Raw genomic sequence first — 17,011 nt, forward strand, 5'->3', positions numbered from 1 at the left:
TCCATAAAGCGTTCATTATATAGTAGATGCAAAACCGAAAGAAAATGACACGGACATTTGAATTATTGAAAAGAAATCTTAAACTACTTGAACAATTTAAAAAAATGGAAAGTTTAGTATATGTATAACATATGATTGATTTGGAAGAGGGTGATTATGTTGAACAAGCAAGGAATTACAATTAGTTTATGTATGATTGTTCGAGATGAGGAGGAGACAATAGCCCGTTGTTTAGAGACAGTTGAGAAAATTGTGGATGAAATTATAGTAGTGGATACAGGTTCCGTCGATCGAACGAAAGAAATCGTAGAGAAATACACTTCTAACATATATGATTTCCAGTGGATTGATGATTTTGCGGCAGCAAGAAATTTTTCTTTTTCAAAAGCGACGCAAGAGTATATATTGTGGCTAGATGCAGATGACGTATTATTAGAAGATGCTCAAGAAGCATTGAAACTCTTAAAAATAGAATTAGATCCTAAATTTGATGCTGTTTCGATGCCTTATCATCTTGCGATGGATTCTAACGGGAAACCTTTATATTGTACAAAAAGAAATCGACTTGTAAAGCGTGAAAAACAATTTCAATGGTTTGGAAAGGTTCATGAGTATTTAGCTATTGCTGGTGAGACTTTTAGTAGTAAAGTTGCTATTACACATAAAAAAGAAAAAAAAGTAACAAATCGTAATTTGAAAATTTTTCAAAATACTGTAGCTGCAGGGGAAGAATTGAGTTCGAGGGATTTATTTTATTACGCAAATGAATCTATGGATAACCAAAAATATGATGATGCAGTTCTTCTTTATGAAACATTTCTTAATCAAGACGAAGGATGGTATGAAGAGAAAATTTATGCATGTGGTAAGTTAGGAGATTGCTATGCGAAGCTCGGAATGTGGGAGAAGGCAATCGAATCTTGTGTGAAGTCGTTTCGGTATGACGTCCCTAGAGGAGAGAATTGTACAAGAATAGGATATATATATGGAACAAGAAAAATATAATGAAGCGATATTTTGGTTTAAACTTGCAACGGAAGTACCAATGGCAACGGAAAGTCCTTTTCATAGTCCAGCTAGCTACACATGGCTACCCTATTTACAAATGTGTATTTGTTATAGCAGGTTAGGGGAGCAGGATAAAGCGTATTATTACAATGAATTAGCAGCTTCTTATGTTCCGAATAATGCTGCAATTGAATATAACCGTAAATATTTTCGGGGAGTTTTTGATAAACCATATAAAGCGTAATAGGTTTCGTTTTTTAGAAATGATTTATCGTTATTCTAACTCTAATAGATTGGTTATATATTAGAGTATCAGTAACGAAACCAATATAGATAAAAAATTTTATAAAGCTATTTGCGGGCTAATAATCAGTGGGGGATGAACAAAATCTGCACTTTATAGAATTCATATGAGATTTATATTTCTAATTCAATTTGCATAAGGAGTGTGTGAAATGAATCGCGAAAAAAGTTCTTTATATGAAGAAAAATCCGAGCATTATTATAATGCAGCGAATCCGAATTTATTAAAGCATATAAAAAAGGAATGGAAAGAAGTTCTTGATATTGGTTGCTCGAGCGGTACATTGGGAGCAGCTATTAAAGAAAATGGTACACGTGTATCAGGAATCGAGGCATTTCCAGAGGCTGCAGAAAAAGCGAAAGAAAGACTAGATCATGTTATTTTAGGGGATATAGAAAAAATAGATCTTCCTTATGAGGAGGGGCAATTTGATTGCATCCTATTTGGAGATGTATTAGAGCATTTATTTGATCCATGGGCTGTGATTGAAAAGGTTAAGCCATATATAAAGCAAAATGGTGTGATTTTAGCAAGTATACCAAACGTTGCTCATATTTCAGTATTAGCTCCCTTACTTGCCGGAAATTGGACGTATACAGAATATGGTTTATTAGATAAAACACATATTCGTTTCTTTACATTTAATGAAATGCTAAGAATGTTTTTAAAAGCAGGATATGTTATTAGTAAAGTAGATCGTGTATATGTTGATCATAAAATGTATGAGCCACTTATTGAGGAGTTATATGGAATTTGTAAAAAATATCGTCTTGGAAGTGGCTTCATGGCTGAGACAGTTGTATTTCAGTATATTATTGAAGCTGAAAAATCACAATTATGAGTGCTGCAGACAAAACAATATTATTTGTTACATGTATAAATGATCGGAAATTGTATGCAAACTGCGTGCGACATATATTGCAATTGTTAGTACCACCAGGGTATATTGTCCAATTTATGCCGATTCGAAATGCGAAAAGTATGACGAGTGGATACAATCAAGCCATTTCGCATCCAGCGAAGTATAAAGTGTATTTACATCAAGATGTTTTTATTATAAATAGAGCTTTTTTATACGGATTACTTCAATTATTTGAGGAACATGAACACCTTGGTATGATTGGGATGGTTGGAGCGCAATATGTTCCTCCAACTGGTGTATGGAACGAAGGGCGTGGAATTGTAGGAAAGGTCATTGGTTATATGAATGATTTGTTTTATATGGCAAGTTTAGAACAACCGTATCACGAATCAAAAACATTTATTCCTGTAGAATGTATTGACGGTTTATTAATGGCGACACAATATGATGTTCCGTGGCGAGAAGACTTATTTGACGGATTTGACTTTTATGATGTATCTCAATCATTTGAATTTAAAAAAGCAGGATATACAGTCGGTGTACCTGTACAGCGCGATGCTTGGTGTATCCATTATCATTTTGATGTGAATATGACGAACTATGAGAAGTATCGGGAAATATTTGTGGAACACTATATGTCAGAGGTAAATAAGGAAGAATAAAAGGGGGGACAAAAATGAAAGATCATACAATATTAGTTGTTGTTTGTGTAAATAATGAAGAGCTTTTCAAACAATGTGAGAGCCAAATCAGAAACATTTTTGTTCCCCCTGGCTATGTCGTACAAATTTTTCCGATACGAGATGCACAAAGTATGGCAAGTGCATACAACCGAGCCCTTTCATATCCAGCGAAATACAAAGTGTATATACATCAAGATACATATCTTATTAATCGAGACATGTTTTCTACACTTATATCTCTTTTTAAAGAAAATGAAAAGCTTGGTTTAATAGGAGTCGCTGGGGCTCAGTTTTTACCGAATAACGGGATATGGTGGGAAGGAAAAAATTTAGTAGGGAAAGTGATTGAATACAGAAGACAGAATTATCAATTATTAAATTTAGATCAGGTTTTTTATGGTAATCAACCATTTTTGTCAGTTCAGGCAATTGATGGTTTATTCATGGCAACGCAGTATGATATTCCGTGGCGAGAAGATTTGTTTCAAGGGTTTCACTTTTATGATGTGTCACAGTCTTTAGAGTTTCAAAGGGCTGGTTATTTAATCGGTATCCCAAATCAAGCAAATTTATGGTGTATTCATTACAACGGGGATGAGTTTGATGCGGATACATATGAGAAGTACCGGCAAGTGTTTATAGAACATTACAAAGATATATTATCTCCATCATAAAGGAGAGATGCAGAGTGAAAGGAATTATTTTAGCAGGTGGTACTGGATCGAGATTATATCCAATAACGAAAGTAACGAATAAACATTTACTTCCTGTTGGTCGGTATCCGATGATTTATCATGCGGTATATAAGCTAAAACAATGCGATATTACAGACATTATGATTATTACAGGTAAAGAGCATATGGGGGATGTTGTTAGCTTCTTAGGGAGTGGTCATGAATTTGGCGTGTCCTTTACGTATCGTGTGCAAGATAAAGCGGGCGGTATCGCACAGGCGTTAGGGCTTTGTGAAGATTTCGTCGGGAATGATCGTATGGTAGTTATATTGGGGGATAATATTTTTTCAGATGATATTCTTCCGTATGTTGAAGAGTTTGCAAATCAAAAAGAAGGTGCGAAAGTGCTCTTGCAATCTGTAGAAGATCCCGAAAGATTTGGCGTAGCACATATTCAAAACCGAAAAATAGTTGAAATTGAAGAAAAGCCGAAAGAGCCGAAAAGTTCTTATGCTGTTACGGGAATTTATTTGTATGATTCGAAAGTTTTTTCTTATATTAAAGAATTAAAACCTTCTGCACGGGGAGAACTTGAAATTACAGATATAAATAATTGGTATTTAAAACGAGGGGTACTTACTTATAATGAAATGAGCGGCTGGTGGACTGATGCGGGAACTCATGCTTCTCTTCAAAAGGCGAATACGTTAGCACGGGATATTGATTTTGGGAAACAGTTTAACGGAGAATAGGTGAGAATATGAAAGTCGTAGAAACAAATTTTATCGATGCAAAATTGTTAGAACCGAGGTTGTTTGGAGACGAGCGTGGCTTTTTTTCAGAAAGCTATAATAAGCAGGTGCTAGAAACATTAGGGATTACGTATTCATTTGTACAGGATAACGTATCTTATTCGGCTAAGGCAGGAACGATTCGGGGACTACACTTTCAAAAAAAACCGAAAGCACAAACGAAACTCATTCAAGTTATGCAAGGGGCAATTTATGATGTTATCGTTGATTTACGAAAAAAATCACCAACATTTAAACAATGGAAAGGGTATATTTTAAGTGCAGATAACCATCGACAATTACTAGTGCCAAAAGGGTTTGCGCATGGATTTTGCACCCTTGTTCCGCATACTATCGTTATGTATAAAGTAGATGAATATTATAGCGCAGAGCATGACTCAGGATTACTTTGGGAAGATAAAGATTTAGCAATTCCTTGGCCAGTAACCGATCCTATATTGTCCGATAAGGATCAGATATTACCATTACTAGAGGAATATGAAGATAGTTTTTAAGTAGGAGCGTTGTTTATGAATATATTAGTAACAGGTGGGGCTGGATTTATTGGAAGTAATTTCGTTCATTATATGCTACAAAGTTATGAAACATATAAAATTATTAATTACGATGCATTAACATATAGCGGGAATTTAAATAACGTAAAATCTCTTCAGAATCACCCGAATTACTCTTTTGCAAAAGGAGAAATTCAAAATGGAGAGCTATTAGAACATATTATAAAAGAGCGAGACGTACAAGTGATTGTAAATTTTGCAGCTGAATCACATGTGGACCGTAGTATTGAAAATCCGATTCCTTTTTATGATACAAATGTAATTGGGACGGTCACTTTATTAGAACTAGTTAAAAAATATTCGCATATAAAACTTGTGCAAGTATCAACGGATGAAGTGTATGGCTCTTTAGGGAAAATAGGGAAATTCACAGAGAAAACGCCGTTAGCTCCAAATAGTCCATATTCTTCAAGTAAGGCGAGCGCGGACCTGATAGCTCTATCTTACTATAAAACATATCACTTACCGGTTATAGTAACGCGTTGTTCTAACAATTATGGGCCGTACCAGTATCCCGAGAAATTAATTCCGTTAATGGTTACGAATGCACTGGAAGGAAAAAAACTACCGTTATATGGTGATGGTTTAAATGTAAGAGATTGGTTACATGTAACGGATCATTGTAGTGCGATTGACGTTGTTCTGCATAAGGGACGTGTAGGAGAAGTATATAATATAGGTGGAAATAATGAAAAAACAAATGTAGAAGTTGTGGAACAAATTATTACTCTTTTAGGAAAAACAAAAAAAGATATCGAATATGTTACAGATCGTTTAGGGCACGATCGTCGTTATGCGATTGATGCAGAGAAAATGAAGAATGAATTTGATTGGGAACCGAAATATACGTTTGAACAAGGATTACAAGAGACGGTGAAATGGTATGAAAAGAATAAGGAATGGTGGAAACTACTAAAAGACCAGTAAGGGGCATGTTAAATGAAAGAGAGGGTTATCATAACAGGAGCAAACGGCCAATTAGGAAAGCAACTATTTGAAGAGTTAAACTCTGAAGAATATGATATATATCCATTTGATAAAAAGTTATTAGATGTGACAAATATATCCCGAATTCAACAAGTGGTACAAGAAATAAAACCACATATAATTATTCATTGTGCTGCCTATACGAAAGTAGATCATGCTGAGAAAGAACAGGATCTTGCATATAGAATAAATGCAATCGGAGCTCGAAATGTAGCGGTCGCTTCACAATTAGTAGGAGCGAAACTAGTTTATATTAGTACTGATTATGTATTTCAAGGCGCCAGACCAGAGGGATACGATGAATTTCATAGTCCAGCGCCGATAAATATATATGGAGCCTCTAAGTATGCTGGGGAGCAGTTCGTCAAAGAGTTACATAATAAATATTTTATCGTTCGCACATCGTGGCTATATGGTAAATATGGAAATAATTTTGTGAAAACGATGATGCGATTAGGAAAAGAAAGAGATGAAATATCTGTTGTAGCGGATCAAGTTGGCTCTCCTACGTATGTGGCGGATTTAAATATAGTTATTAATAAGCTCATTCATACTTCTTTATACGGTACATACCACGTATCAAACAGAGGCTCATGCTCTTGGTTTGAATTTGCACAAAAGATATTTTCGTATACAAATATGAAAGTGAATGTGTTACCTGTTTCAACGGAAGAATTCGGGGCTGCGGCTGCGAGGCCCAAATATTCTATCTTTCAACATAACATGCTACGATTAAATGGTTTTTTACAAATGCCGTCTTGGGAAGAAGGATTAGAGCGCTTTTTTATAGAAACCAAAAGTCATTAACAAATTTCTGTTAATGACTTTTTTGTTTGCCTTTAAGCGGTTTTATGGTACTATAATTATAGTATCAGGTACTAATAACAAGTATAAGTATTTCTGGGAGGATATATCATGGAACTATTACAAGGGAAAACATTTGTTGTTATGGGCGTTGCGAACCAAAGAAGTATTGCGTGGGGAATTGCTCGCTCTTTGCATAATGCAGGTGCAAAATTAATCTTCACATATGCAGGAGAACGTTTAGAAAGAAATGTTCGTGAATTAGCGGATACATTAGAAGGACAAGAATCACTTGTATTACCTTGTGATGTAACAAATGATGAGGAACTTACAGCTTGCTTTGAAACAATTAAACAAGAAGTAGGTACTATTCACGGTGTAGCACATTGTATTGCTTTTGCAAATCGCGATGACTTAAAAGGCGAATTTGTAGATACTTCTCGCGATGGATTTTTACTTGCACAAAATATTAGTGCATTCTCTTTAACAGCTGTAGCAAGAGAAGCGAAGAAAGTTATGACAGAAGGCGGAAATATTTTAACGTTAACATACCTTGGCGGCGAGCGTGTTGTGAAAAATTATAACGTTATGGGTGTTGCGAAAGCTTCATTAGAAGCGAGCGTGAAATATTTAGCAAACGATTTAGGTCAACATGGTATTCGTGTCAACGCTATTTCTGCAGGACCAATTCGTACGTTATCTGCAAAAGGTGTAGGCGATTTCAACTCAATCTTAAGAGAAATTGAGGAGCGCGCACCACTTCGTCGTACAACAACTCCAGAAGAAGTTGGCGATACAGCAGTATTCCTATTCAGTGATTTAGCTCGCGGTGTAACAGGAGAAAACATTCATGTTGATTCAGGGTATCATATCCTAGGATAAATATAATATTAATTTTTAAAGGACAATCTCTAAATGCTGAGATTGTCCTTTTTATTTGTTCTGAGAAAGAACGATTTTTAACGAAAGTTCTTACCACGTGATGAATATAACTATAATAGTACACAATTTATTCAGCTACGTATGGAAGTGGGAGGGACGAGTGTGAAGAATAAAAATAAAAGTTCAACAGTTGGAAAACCGTTGTTATATATTGCGCAAGTAAGTTTAGAACTTACTGCACCGAAAATAAAAAGGATTATCCTGACAAACTTTGGAAATGAAGATCAAAAAGAGCAAAGTAATAGAAATGAAAATATTGTAAGTAGTGCTGTGGAAGAGGTAACAGAACAAGAACAACAAGAAGAGCAGCAAGTGGAAGAAAAAATAGAAGAAGAGAAAAAAGAAGCACACGCAGAACAAGAACAACAAGAACAACAAGAACAACAAGAACAACAAGAACAACAAGAACAACAAGAACAACAAGAACAACAAGAACAACAAGAACAACAAGAACAAGTAAGAACTGTTCCGTATAATAAATCATTTAAGGATATGAATAATGATGAAAAAATTCATTTTTTATTAAACCGCCCTCATTACATTCCGAAAGTAAGGTGCAGAATAAAAACAGCTACAGTTTCTTATGTTGGATCGATCATATCGTATCGTAATGGTATTGTATCTATTATGCCGCAAAATAGCATGAGAGATATTAGGTTGTCTATAGATGATATCCAATCGATTAGTATGGCCGGTTTTTAAATATGTAAAGGTGGTAGAAAGCTTCTACCACCCCAATAGTTTTTTAGTTTACTTTACGATAGAAACGTCGCGTAAGCATTGAATCGCACAGAAACAGCTTAAATCAACAGTAATGCAAGTAGTTGTAGATATTAATCTTGCATTTGGTACAGCTAAAAACGTACAAATTGGATCGTCACCAGGTGGTACCGGAGTACCGTCACCTAATACTACAGTTAATACACGTAGCACAGCACAGCTATCATCATCTACGCTTTCCACACGGAAAATTGGAGATCGGCAGCTAGTAAGGCTTGATGATGGTGCAAATGCTTCAAAAGGTTCTCCAGTTTTTGTGTATAAAATAAAAGGGCGTGTATTTGCTACTGATGCAGTGTTATGTGCACCTAAAAATGGGATTTCACAACCAGATCCACACGTTGTTGTAGAACAATCTTGTAATTCATTGATGAATTTTACAACGTCAACTACACAATGAGAAGAGCCATGGTGTTTATTTTCGTTACAACTCATTAATGTCACTCCTTATCTTCTTGTTTGTATTTACATTAATAAGATATTGGAGTCGAGGAGATTTGGTCACAATCTCAAGACCTTTTTTTTTAAATAGGCGAAAGAAGATAAGGGAAGGTGGAATTATGCTATTTACAAGCTGGCTTTTATTTTTTATTTTCGCGTTAGCAGCCTTTAGGCTCACTCGTTTAATTGTTTATGATAAAATTACAGCCTTTTTGCGAAGACCATTTATTGATGAATTAGAGATTACGGAGCCAGATGGAAGTGTATCAACGTTTACAAAAGTGAAAGGTAAAGGATTAAGAAAGTGGATTGGCGAATTATTAAGCTGTTATTGGTGTACAGGTGTATGGGTTAGTGCTTTTTTATTAGTTTTATATAATTGGATTCCTATCGTTGCGGAGCCGTTACTTGCATTATTAGCTATTGCAGGAGCAGCAGCAATCATTGAAACGATTACAGGATATTTTATGGGAGAATAATATATTTTCATAATAAGAGAAAAAGCGGAGTTTAAAAGAATGAGGGAACGGAAATAAAGAGTTGTTCATATAGTAAATAGACAGAATTGACAGTAGAGGAGATGTTTGCTGTGAGCAATAATCCTAGGCAAAATTCATATGACCTGCAGCAGTGGTATCAAATACAGCAACAGCACCATGCACAACAACAGGCATATCAAGAACAATTACAACAACAAGGATTTGTGAAGAAAAAGGGATGCAATTGTGGGAAAAAGAAGAACACAATAAAACACTATGAAGAATGAAACACTCATGTTACTGTGAGTGTTTTTTATTATACATATAAAAAGCGGTATTTCTGTATTAGAAATACCGCTTTTTACTAGCTAATTTGTGCAACTGTTAATGCTGCTGCACGGATGTCTACAGTTCCAATTAACTCAACTGGTACAATTTGAATTAAGTCACCAGGATTTAAGTTAATAAGAATAACACCGCTGGATACGTCTACTTCACCAGTACCAATAACGTTAGAACGAACCGCTGTACCTGATCCAGGAATAATGTTAGCTGGCGTACCTAATGATAAGAAGAAACGACCAGCTTCTGGTGCAACAGGTGCATTATCAAGACTAATTGTTAATGTATAACTGATTTGATAAATACCAGCTCGTAGAATTCGAATACCATCTCCAACACTTACTGTATCATTTATTACAGGAACAGTAATATTTGGGTTTGGACTTACACTAGGTAATAGTAGTGGTGTAAATAGTGAAGCGAACTGAGGTGCAGACGCGTTGAAAGCAAAACCGAAGGCAGGTAGTGTACTAGCTGGTTTTGCCTCGCAATCAATTTTAGTAAATTCGCAATCAGAAGAGAACATGTTTTTCACTCCTTTATCTGTTTCTACTTTCAGTTAATGAAAAGGACAGGTTCTATGTTCTAGACAAGTTCCCAATTTTAAGAAATTTACATAATAATACTCGTTAAGCATGGATTGGGTGGCAGAATTATCTGCCACCCAATCCATACTTAACGCATTATTTAGTTTTAAATTGTAACATCGCGTAAGCATTGAATCGCACAGAAGCAACTTAAATCAACAGTAATGCAAGTAGAGGTTGATACTAATCTTGCATTTGGTACAGCTAAAAACGTACAGATGGGATCGTCAGTAGGTGGTACAGGGGAGTTATCACCTAATACTACAGTTAATACACGTAATACAGCACAATCATCATCATCTATACTTTCTACGCGGAAAATTGGAGATCGGCAGCTAGTAAGACTTGCTGATGGTGCAAATGCTTCAAAAGGTGCTCCGGCTTTTGTGTATAAAATAAAAGGACGTGTATTAGCTACTGATGCAGTGTTATGTGCACCTAAAAATGGAACTTCGCAACCAGATCCACATGTTGTTGTTGCACAGTCTTGCAGTTCATGTATAAAGCGAACGACATTCGATACACAGTTGAAATCACAATCATGTTCATGATGGTCTTCGTTACAATTGCAGCTCATTATGTTCACTCCTTATCGTGAGTTCTGACATACACTATTACAATATGAGTGGGATATGGCTGATATTACGTTAATTCTCACGATAAAAACAAGGAATTTATATAGGAGGGATGTACATAATGTGATATAAAAAAAGACATCCTTATTTAGTGGATGTCTTTTCAGGTAAATCTTTTCGCACAGTATATAAAAAACGAGATATATCTAATTTCTTTCCTCTGAAAAATTGCGGAGAAGAAATGTAAAGCTCTTCTTTCGCACGTGTAATGGCGACATACAGTAATCGGCGTTCTTCTTCTAACGCTTCAGAAGTTTCCGTAATACGATCATTTGCATCTTTTAAAGAAGAAGTATGGGGCAGGATTCCATCACTCGCTCCAAGTAAAAAGACACATGGAAATTCAAGGCCTTTTGCGTTATGAATTGACATAAGTGAAACGGCATCTTTTTGCGGCATTGTTTTTAATGCTTCCATTTCCTTTTGACCTTGAATCGCCTCGTCGATAAATTGTAAATAAGCTGGAATATCGGTGAAACGAGTTGCAGACTCCATTAATTCTTCCAACATTTCTTCTTGTATGTCTTTATGCATCGTAAAGGAAGAACGATCGTTACTTTGTAAGTACTCTAAATATTTTCCTTTACCATGTATGATTTCTTTTAATGCTTTTTTCGGTTCTAATTCTTTAATAAATTTAATAAAATCGATGCGCTCATTTACCTTTTGCACTTGAAAAGGTTTTAAGCTCGGATTTAATAATAAGAAATGAAGAAGAGAAGGAAAACGGCCTTCACCATATTTCCATTGTTCACGTTCAATAAATGAAATACAATCATCACGTCCGATATACATCGTCGGCAATATGTTTGAAAGTGATTCTAGTCGAAACGGCTCAATCACGAGTCTTAAATGATCTAATACAGGCTTAATTAAAGAATGTTCATAAAATGATTGGCTCGCCCCGTGTTTAATAAACGGAATTTTATGAATGGTAAGCTGATCAAGTAACGAACGGCTTACAGAATGTGTGCGATACAGTAAACAAAAATCTTTATAGTTTCGGTCACCGCTATCTACTTTTTCTTGAATGAGCTGCAAAATTTGATTTGCTTCATCAAGAGTTGTAGCAGGTCTTGCATAAAAAGGTTGTACACCTTCCTCGCGAACGGAGTATAGCTCTTTATCAAAACGTTCTTGATTTAATTTTATAACTTCATTTCCAAGCCCGACGATAAAGGGATTGGATCGATAATTCGTATTTAGTGCAATGATTGTTGTGTTATCAAATTCTTTTGGAAAAGATAAAATAATTTGGTGACTTGCCCCTCGCCAGCCATAAATTGCTTGATCATCATCACCTGCGATGAACAAATTATTTCTTGGCGTGGCTAACAATTTTACAATTTCATATTGTGCATAGGATGTATCTTGAAACTCATCTACTTCAATGTAGTGAAAACGTTGTTGTAATTGAGTTAGTAAAGGAGCATTATTTTCTAACATATAATATGTTTCCAATAAGATGTCATCGAAATCAATATAATTGTATCGTTGTTTTACCTCTTCAAAACGTTCATATACTTCTTTAAATTCTTGTTCGACTGGCGTTTTCGCCTTTACATCTTTCGGACGATTTAATTTGTTTTTCTCAAGTGAAATCATCGCGAGGATCGTTTCCGAATCATAATCGTCTTTTAAACGCAATTCTTTTAAGATTTTCTTTATCATAATTTGTTTATGTTTTTCATTTGCTAAAATTTGCTGATTATACCCTTGACTACGAAGCAATTTTAAGAAAACAGAGTGGAATGTACCAGCAACAACGTAGCTACTTGCTGCATGATTCATACCTGGTAACTTTGCAACACGACTTCGGATTTCTTCAGCTGCTTTTTGTGTAAATGTAAGTAATAAAATATTTCTTGGATGAACTTGTTTTACATTTACTAAATAACCAACGCGAGTTGTTAAAACAGATGTTTTCCCGCTTCCAGCACCAGCTAGTGTAAGAACAGGACCTTCTGTTGTGCGCACGGCTTCTAATTGTTTTTCGTTTAAAAAAACATTTTGTTGTTCGAGAGCGCGGAAATAAGCCGCATCTACATCTTCTTCCATAATTAAATGGGTAGATGTTTTCGGAGTATGATATGTCGCACGCGGAATATCAGCGTGTGTTAACGATTTTTGTGAAAATTTTTCTTGTGTCATATATTCACCTTCAAAACTATAGCATCAACATTTAACTTTAGCGGAAGAAAAAGAAAATAGCAATGTAAAAAAACAGGAGGGGCCACCTCCTGCTTTCAAATCACAATTCTTTTATCATTACGACGTGCGGGATATTTGCTTCCATAAATACATCAGAACTCGTTACATATCCAAGTTTTTTATAGAAATCTTCAGCATGTGTTTGAGCATGAAGTTTCAATTTTGGTAGCGAATTTTCCTTTGCATACGCTTCAAGCGCATCCATAACAATTTTTCCGATGCCTTTTTTTCGATGGGAACCTAGCACGCAAATGCGTTCCACTTTTCCTATACCATCAAGGGTGCGAAAACGTCCAGCACCAACTGGAACATCATTGTCATATATAACAACGTGTGTTGAAGTTTCTTCAAACTCATCGTACTCTTCTTCAGCAGAGACACGTTGTTCATTTACAAACACTTGTTTACGTACAGAGAATGCATCTCTTAGTTGTTCGTCCGTTTGTACAATCTGTGCGTGCAAATTAGTTGTTCCCCTTTCCAAGATGGAATGTTTCGTGTACAGTCCATGTTCCATTTTCTAATTGATATAGAAGATGGAAACGATCAATTGGTTGTTCATAATAGAAATCTTTCATACGTAATCGCCCCAATACATCAGCATGCTCTGCATCTGATAAGCCTTGTCCGATTGTTAAGTGAGGTACGAAAGCATATTCGCGTTCTTGCGTGAATAACCCGCCATGCATTTCTTCATTTAAGAAAGTAAGTTCAGGTGTTTTTTCTACTTTAAAATAAAGGACGTTATTAACAGGTGCGAATGAACCGACTTTCCCAACATGAAGGGTGAAAGGGTTCGTTTTACCTGCGATTGTATGTAGCTCGTTTACAATCGATTCTAATTGTTCATCTTGCGTCTCAAAGGGTGTTTTCAATGTAATATGTGGCGGAACTAATGCGTAGTGTGGGTCATAACGCTTACGCAATCCGTTCGCTTTATCTTGAATCATTTTAGATGGAAAAATTACAATGCCTAATTTCATGTTCCAATTCCTCCCTTTGTAAGTCTAGTTAGATTTTGAGATAAATAGATCTCTTCGTCTATTATATCAAATTATTCTGAATACTGCTCTCTATTATTTCATTGATAGAATATGAGAGAAGGCTTTTGGTAAATCAGTTTGCCAATATTTCCAAGTATGATTACCTTCAAACTCTTCGTAATGCGTAATGAAATTTCTATCTGTAAGAAGTGTATTTAACTCACGGTTCGGTTCTACGAAATCAGATACTTGTCCATCAGTACGCTTTACAGCCGTTTCTTCTGTGCCGATGACGTGATACAGTTCTAATGCTTGTGGATCTTTGAAGTCTTTTGCTAAGTTCATTACTGTCTCATCCACAAATGGTGATTGCATAACGACTTTACCGAATGTATGCGGATACATAAGTGCAGTCATAAAGGAAACTGTTCCGCCAAGAGAATCACCAATTAAAACACGACCTTTTCCCATTTGGTACGTTGGATAATTTTCATCAATATATGGTGCAAGTTCATGAGCAAGGAAACGTATATATGCAGCATTTTTTACTTCATTTGGGAAATATTTTTCTTTACGATCATGTACATTTTTATATGGAATACCGACAATAATTGTACGGTCAATTTCTTCAGTTTCACGAAGGCGCTCAATTACACGATGCGCTTTACCGAGCTGAAAATAATCTCTACCATCTTGTGCAATTACAACTGTATGTTTGTGCAGTGGTGTGTAATTTACTGGTAAATAAACGAGAAGTGTAACGTCTTCTTGAAGTGATGCGCTATAAAATGAAATTTCTTCAATTCTCCCTATTGTTTGACTCATGTAGATCCCCCTAAATAAAAATTTACTGTAACGATTGTAAGAGCGACGCTTGTAGTGAAAAAGGAAATAAATATTCACTAATTGGTGCCTTAATTTCTATTTTACCATAATGGTACGAAGAATCTAAAAAATTAGTATTTAAGTCACGAAAGAAAACGGATATAATGAAGTGGGATTTTTGACAGGTGAGAGGGGAGACAGGATTTGAAACAAGAAAAGTCAATCGCACTACCATTAGCTATTTCTATAATTGCCATTTCTTTTGCAGCAGTTTTTGTAAAGATGTCCTCAGCACCATCTTCTATTTTAAGTATGTACCGCTTATGGATTATCGTACTTATTATGCTGCCTATCGTATGGAAAAAACGGGAAGAGTTTAGTAAGATTCAAATAAAAGATTGGGGATTTTTAATTGGATCTGGTTTCTTTTTAGCACTTCATTTTCTATTATGGTTTGAATCTTTAAAGCATACGACAGTTGCGAGTTCGACGATTATTTTAGCGCTTCAACCAATCGTATCTTTAATTGGAGGTTTTTTCTTATTTAAAGAAAGAACAACATACTCAGCTATTGCAACGATGGGAATTGCGATATTAGGCGTAATGTGTATTGGTTGGGGAGATTTAGGGCTAAGTGAACAAGCAATTTATGGAGATATATTATCCTTTTTAAGTGTAATAGCGGTTGTCGGTTATTTATTTATCGGGCAAACGACAGTAAAGAAAGTATCACACTGGATTTACAGCTTTACAGTTTTTGCATTCGCAGGTATTTTTATGGGAATTTATAATATAGTATTGCAAGTGCCTTTTACAGGTTATACGAAGTGGGATTGGACCGTTTTTCTTTTACTTGCGGTTGTCCCGACAGTGTCACACGTCATTAATAATTGGTTATTAAACTACGTAAATGCAACAACAATTTCAATGAGTATTTTAGGAGAACCCGTTGGAGCATCTATACTAGCGTTCTTCTTACTCGGTGAAAGACTAAATGCCATGCAAATTATCGGTAGCATGCTCGTATTATTTGGTGTATCTGTTTTCTTACTACAGCAACAAAAACGAACAGCAAAAAATGTAGTAAACGAGCCGGCGTATACACAGGAATTATAATGTTAGAGGAGAAAAGAGAAGTTGTGATACTTCTCTTTTTGTTTTATATAAATACGGGTGTGGAAGGGGGAAGGAAATGGAATTCCCATCAAAAAAAGATGTATGGCTATATCCGATTTTTTTCGTTGTCATTGGAGCGTGTTTTGCTCCCCTATTTGCAGGTAGAGAATATTTTCTTTTATTTTTTACAATTTCATTAGCGATATTATTTATTTGGAGTTGGTTTTCGACAAAATACATCGTCGGAGAAGAAACAATTACAATTAGATCAGGTTTCGTTAAAAAGCGCATATTTATACGAGATATAAAACAAGTTTTAAATACAAAAAATCCAATAGCAGCCCATGCATTGTCATTTGATCGACTTGAAATTGTTTATGGTGCACATCAAACAGAAATTATTTCTCCTAAAGATAAAGAGCAATTCATCAATCTTGTTAAAAGTAAAAATCCACACATTGAAATAAAGTAAAAGAGTGGCTTCGTAGCCACTCTTTTACTTTGGATTTGTCATATAAGGTTGTACGTGAATGATACATAGGTCACGGAACTTTCCTTCAGCAGTTGTGACAATTACGACTGCTCTACCTGCACTTTTTCCAGTAATCGTTACCGTGTCCCCCTTTGGATACAGTGTGATAACATCAGCATTCATATTCGTCCAAAGAAGTTCTTTATTTGTTGCCTGCATTGGCAAAACGGAAGCTGATAACTCAGTGCTTTGGCCAGTTCTTACTTTTAACTTATTTTTTTCCATATGAACACCGATGACTGAAATAACAGAAGGAGCAATTGTAATTTTAGGTGGATTAGGTTGTATGTTCAAACAAGACGCAGAAGTATTGGTGATAGGTGAAAATTTTCGTGTTTGTTGTTGCTGGAAAGCTGCTAACATATTGGAGTCCCCTTTCTGTATAAGTGCTGATAGGAATACTATAAAGGAGTAGTGTTACGTTTAATTTAACGAAACATAAAGAAATTG

21 protein-coding genes and 1 pseudogene are annotated in these 17,011 nt (G+C 35.5%); 14 read left to right on the plus strand and 8 right to left on the minus strand.

Annotated features, from left to right (window positions below):
- The first annotated feature begins 156 nt into the window (after positions 1–156).
- The 10 genes and pseudogenes from ASE54_RS18250 to ASE54_RS18300 all read left to right on the plus strand — a co-directional run bounded on the left by ASE54_RS18250 (position 157) and on the right by ASE54_RS18300 (position 8,332).
- Positions 157–1,252 (plus strand): annotated as a pseudogene (locus ASE54_RS18250) (glycosyltransferase family 2 protein).
- Between the two features lie 211 nt (positions 1,253–1,463).
- A complete protein-coding gene (locus ASE54_RS18260; protein WP_001078436.1) occupies positions 1,464–2,153 on the plus strand; it encodes a class I SAM-dependent methyltransferase in 690 nt (229 codons plus the stop codon).
- Positions 2,150–2,836 carry a glycosyltransferase family protein gene (locus ASE54_RS18265; protein ID WP_001271181.1) on the plus strand — a complete coding sequence of 229 codons (687 nt, stop codon included), beginning with the start codon at positions 2,150–2,152 and terminating at the stop codon, positions 2,834–2,836. The genes ASE54_RS18260 and ASE54_RS18265 overlap by 4 nt, the downstream gene beginning before the upstream one ends.
- A 14-nt stretch (positions 2,837–2,850) precedes the next feature.
- On the plus strand, positions 2,851–3,531 hold the full coding sequence (locus ASE54_RS18270) for a glycosyltransferase family protein (RefSeq protein ID WP_000651525.1): 681 nt from the start codon (positions 2,851–2,853) through the stop codon (positions 3,529–3,531).
- Between the two features lie 14 nt (positions 3,532–3,545).
- Complete coding sequence (locus ASE54_RS18275; protein WP_000676159.1) at positions 3,546–4,283, plus strand: sugar phosphate nucleotidyltransferase; 738 nt, start codon at positions 3,546–3,548, stop codon at positions 4,281–4,283.
- A gap of 8 nt (positions 4,284–4,291) precedes the next feature.
- Positions 4,292–4,837: a dTDP-4-dehydrorhamnose 3,5-epimerase gene (rfbC, locus tag ASE54_RS18280; RefSeq protein ID WP_000869412.1), complete on the plus strand. Its 546-nt coding sequence runs from the start codon at positions 4,292–4,294 to the stop codon at positions 4,835–4,837.
- 15 nt (positions 4,838–4,852) lie between these two features.
- Positions 4,853–5,824: a dTDP-glucose 4,6-dehydratase gene (gene rfbB / locus ASE54_RS18285; protein ID WP_001024178.1), complete on the plus strand. Its 972-nt coding sequence runs from the start codon at positions 4,853–4,855 to the stop codon at positions 5,822–5,824.
- A 12-nt stretch (positions 5,825–5,836) separates the two neighbouring features.
- Positions 5,837–6,691 (plus strand): dTDP-4-dehydrorhamnose reductase, encoded by an 855-nt coding sequence (gene rfbD / locus ASE54_RS18290; RefSeq protein WP_000664662.1) that lies wholly within the window; start codon positions 5,837–5,839, stop codon positions 6,689–6,691.
- A 108-nt stretch (positions 6,692–6,799) separates the two neighbouring features.
- Positions 6,800–7,570 carry an enoyl-ACP reductase FabI gene (gene fabI / locus ASE54_RS18295; protein ID WP_000421885.1) on the plus strand — a complete coding sequence of 257 codons (771 nt, stop codon included), beginning with the start codon at positions 6,800–6,802 and terminating at the stop codon, positions 7,568–7,570.
- Positions 7,571–7,711: 141 nt separating this feature from the next.
- Positions 7,712–8,332 (plus strand): spore coat CotO family protein, encoded by a 621-nt coding sequence (locus ASE54_RS18300; protein WP_057187520.1) that lies wholly within the window; start codon positions 7,712–7,714, stop codon positions 8,330–8,332.
- Between the two features lie 48 nt (positions 8,333–8,380).
- Here ASE54_RS18300 and exsY read toward each other — a convergent pair whose 3' ends face one another.
- Positions 8,381–8,845 (minus strand): exosporium assembly protein ExsY, encoded by a 465-nt coding sequence (exsY, locus tag ASE54_RS18305; protein WP_001277743.1) that lies wholly within the window; start codon positions 8,843–8,845, stop codon positions 8,381–8,383.
- Between the two features lie 125 nt (positions 8,846–8,970).
- On the opposite strand from exsY, the gene ASE54_RS18310 reads away from it, so the two are divergent.
- Together ASE54_RS18310 and ASE54_RS18315 are read left to right on the plus strand one after the other, a co-directional pair.
- Entirely contained in the window at positions 8,971–9,330 is a 360-nt protein-coding gene (locus tag ASE54_RS18310; RefSeq protein WP_000899662.1) for a DUF1360 domain-containing protein, read from the plus strand.
- 101 nt (positions 9,331–9,431) lie between these two features.
- Positions 9,432–9,617: a hypothetical protein gene (locus ASE54_RS18315; protein WP_014894818.1), complete on the plus strand. Its 186-nt coding sequence runs from the start codon at positions 9,432–9,434 to the stop codon at positions 9,615–9,617.
- A gap of 77 nt (positions 9,618–9,694) precedes the next feature.
- Here the strand turns inward: ASE54_RS18315 and exsF are convergent, their stop codons facing one another.
- The 6 genes from exsF to ASE54_RS18345 all read right to left on the minus strand — a co-directional run bounded on the left by exsF (position 9,695) and on the right by ASE54_RS18345 (position 14,913).
- Entirely contained in the window at positions 9,695–10,198 is a 504-nt protein-coding gene (gene exsF, locus ASE54_RS18320; protein WP_000492933.1) for an exosporium protein ExsF, read from the minus strand.
- Between the two features lie 167 nt (positions 10,199–10,365).
- Complete coding sequence (gene cotY, locus ASE54_RS18325; protein ID WP_001277697.1) at positions 10,366–10,836, minus strand: spore coat protein CotY; 471 nt, start codon at positions 10,834–10,836, stop codon at positions 10,366–10,368.
- Positions 10,837–10,978: 142 nt separating this feature from the next.
- The gene (locus ASE54_RS18330) at positions 10,979–13,045 is read right to left on the minus strand and encodes an ATP-dependent helicase (protein WP_000191213.1); all 2,067 of its coding nucleotides are present in this window, start codon (positions 13,043–13,045) and stop codon (positions 10,979–10,981) included.
- 100 nt (positions 13,046–13,145) lie between these two features.
- Positions 13,146–13,568, minus strand: a complete 423-nt coding sequence (locus ASE54_RS18335; protein WP_000543309.1) for a GNAT family N-acetyltransferase — start codon at positions 13,566–13,568, stop codon at positions 13,146–13,148.
- Between the two features lies 1 nt (position 13,569).
- Entirely contained in the window at positions 13,570–14,088 is a 519-nt protein-coding gene (locus tag ASE54_RS18340) for a YjcG family protein (protein ID WP_000765871.1), read from the minus strand.
- 93 nt (positions 14,089–14,181) lie between these two features.
- Positions 14,182–14,913: an alpha/beta hydrolase-fold protein gene (locus ASE54_RS18345; RefSeq protein ID WP_000084010.1), complete on the minus strand. Its 732-nt coding sequence runs from the start codon at positions 14,911–14,913 to the stop codon at positions 14,182–14,184.
- A 204-nt stretch (positions 14,914–15,117) separates the two neighbouring features.
- Between ASE54_RS18345 and ASE54_RS18350 the strand changes: the two genes are divergently transcribed.
- Together ASE54_RS18350 and ASE54_RS18355 are read left to right on the plus strand one after the other, a co-directional pair.
- Complete coding sequence (locus tag ASE54_RS18350) at positions 15,118–16,029, plus strand: DMT family transporter (protein WP_000806947.1); 912 nt, start codon at positions 15,118–15,120, stop codon at positions 16,027–16,029.
- Positions 16,030–16,105: 76 nt separating this feature from the next.
- Positions 16,106–16,501 carry a PH domain-containing protein gene (locus ASE54_RS18355; RefSeq protein WP_000395656.1) on the plus strand — a complete coding sequence of 132 codons (396 nt, stop codon included), beginning with the start codon at positions 16,106–16,108 and terminating at the stop codon, positions 16,499–16,501.
- A gap of 24 nt (positions 16,502–16,525) precedes the next feature.
- On the opposite strand, the gene ASE54_RS18360 is transcribed toward ASE54_RS18355, so the two are convergent.
- On the minus strand, positions 16,526–16,924 hold the full coding sequence (locus ASE54_RS18360) for an Ig-like domain-containing protein (RefSeq protein ID WP_000878727.1): 399 nt from the start codon (positions 16,922–16,924) through the stop codon (positions 16,526–16,528).
- Positions 16,925–17,011 lie beyond the last annotated feature (87 nt).

The organism is Bacillus sp. Root131 (assembly GCF_001429475.1).
GTDB lineage: Bacteria > Bacillota > Bacilli > Bacillales > Bacillaceae_G > Bacillus_A > Bacillus_A thuringiensis_S.

What these genes read in the sequence shown, in the direction of transcription:
- exsY (WP_001277743.1), bottom strand. Translation starts at nt 8,845, where the DNA reads ATGAGTTGTAACGAAAATAAACACCATGGCTCTTCTCATTGTGTAGTT.
- ASE54_RS18270 (WP_000651525.1), top strand. Translation starts at nt 2,851, where the DNA reads ATGAAAGATCATACAATATTAGTTGTTGTTTGTGTAAATAATGAAGAG.
- ASE54_RS18340 (WP_000765871.1), bottom strand. Translation starts at nt 14,088, where the DNA reads ATGAAATTAGGCATTGTAATTTTTCCATCTAAAATGATTCAAGATAAA.
- ASE54_RS18300 (WP_057187520.1), top strand. Translation starts at nt 7,712, where the DNA reads ATGGAAGTGGGAGGGACGAGTGTGAAGAATAAAAATAAAAGTTCAACA.
- rfbB (WP_001024178.1), top strand. Translation starts at nt 4,853, where the DNA reads ATGAATATATTAGTAACAGGTGGGGCTGGATTTATTGGAAGTAATTTC.
- ASE54_RS18360 (WP_000878727.1), bottom strand. Translation starts at nt 16,924, where the DNA reads ATGTTAGCAGCTTTCCAGCAACAACAAACACGAAAATTTTCACCTATC.
- ASE54_RS18330 (WP_000191213.1), bottom strand. Translation starts at nt 13,045, where the DNA reads ATGACACAAGAAAAATTTTCACAAAAATCGTTAACACACGCTGATATT.
- rfbC (WP_000869412.1), top strand. Translation starts at nt 4,292, where the DNA reads ATGAAAGTCGTAGAAACAAATTTTATCGATGCAAAATTGTTAGAACCG.
- fabI (WP_000421885.1), top strand. Translation starts at nt 6,800, where the DNA reads ATGGAACTATTACAAGGGAAAACATTTGTTGTTATGGGCGTTGCGAAC.
- ASE54_RS18315 (WP_014894818.1), top strand. Translation starts at nt 9,432, where the DNA reads ATGTTTGCTGTGAGCAATAATCCTAGGCAAAATTCATATGACCTGCAG.
- ASE54_RS18355 (WP_000395656.1), top strand. Translation starts at nt 16,106, where the DNA reads ATGGAATTCCCATCAAAAAAAGATGTATGGCTATATCCGATTTTTTTC.
- cotY (WP_001277697.1), bottom strand. Translation starts at nt 10,836, where the DNA reads ATGAGCTGCAATTGTAACGAAGACCATCATGAACATGATTGTGATTTC.
- ASE54_RS18265 (WP_001271181.1), top strand. Translation starts at nt 2,150, where the DNA reads ATGAGTGCTGCAGACAAAACAATATTATTTGTTACATGTATAAATGAT.
- ASE54_RS18345 (WP_000084010.1), bottom strand. Translation starts at nt 14,913, where the DNA reads ATGAGTCAAACAATAGGGAGAATTGAAGAAATTTCATTTTATAGCGCA.
- rfbD (WP_000664662.1), top strand. Translation starts at nt 5,837, where the DNA reads ATGAAAGAGAGGGTTATCATAACAGGAGCAAACGGCCAATTAGGAAAG.
- ASE54_RS18260 (WP_001078436.1), top strand. Translation starts at nt 1,464, where the DNA reads ATGAATCGCGAAAAAAGTTCTTTATATGAAGAAAAATCCGAGCATTAT.
- exsF (WP_000492933.1), bottom strand. Translation starts at nt 10,198, where the DNA reads ATGTTCTCTTCTGATTGCGAATTTACTAAAATTGATTGCGAGGCAAAA.
- ASE54_RS18310 (WP_000899662.1), top strand. Translation starts at nt 8,971, where the DNA reads ATGCTATTTACAAGCTGGCTTTTATTTTTTATTTTCGCGTTAGCAGCC.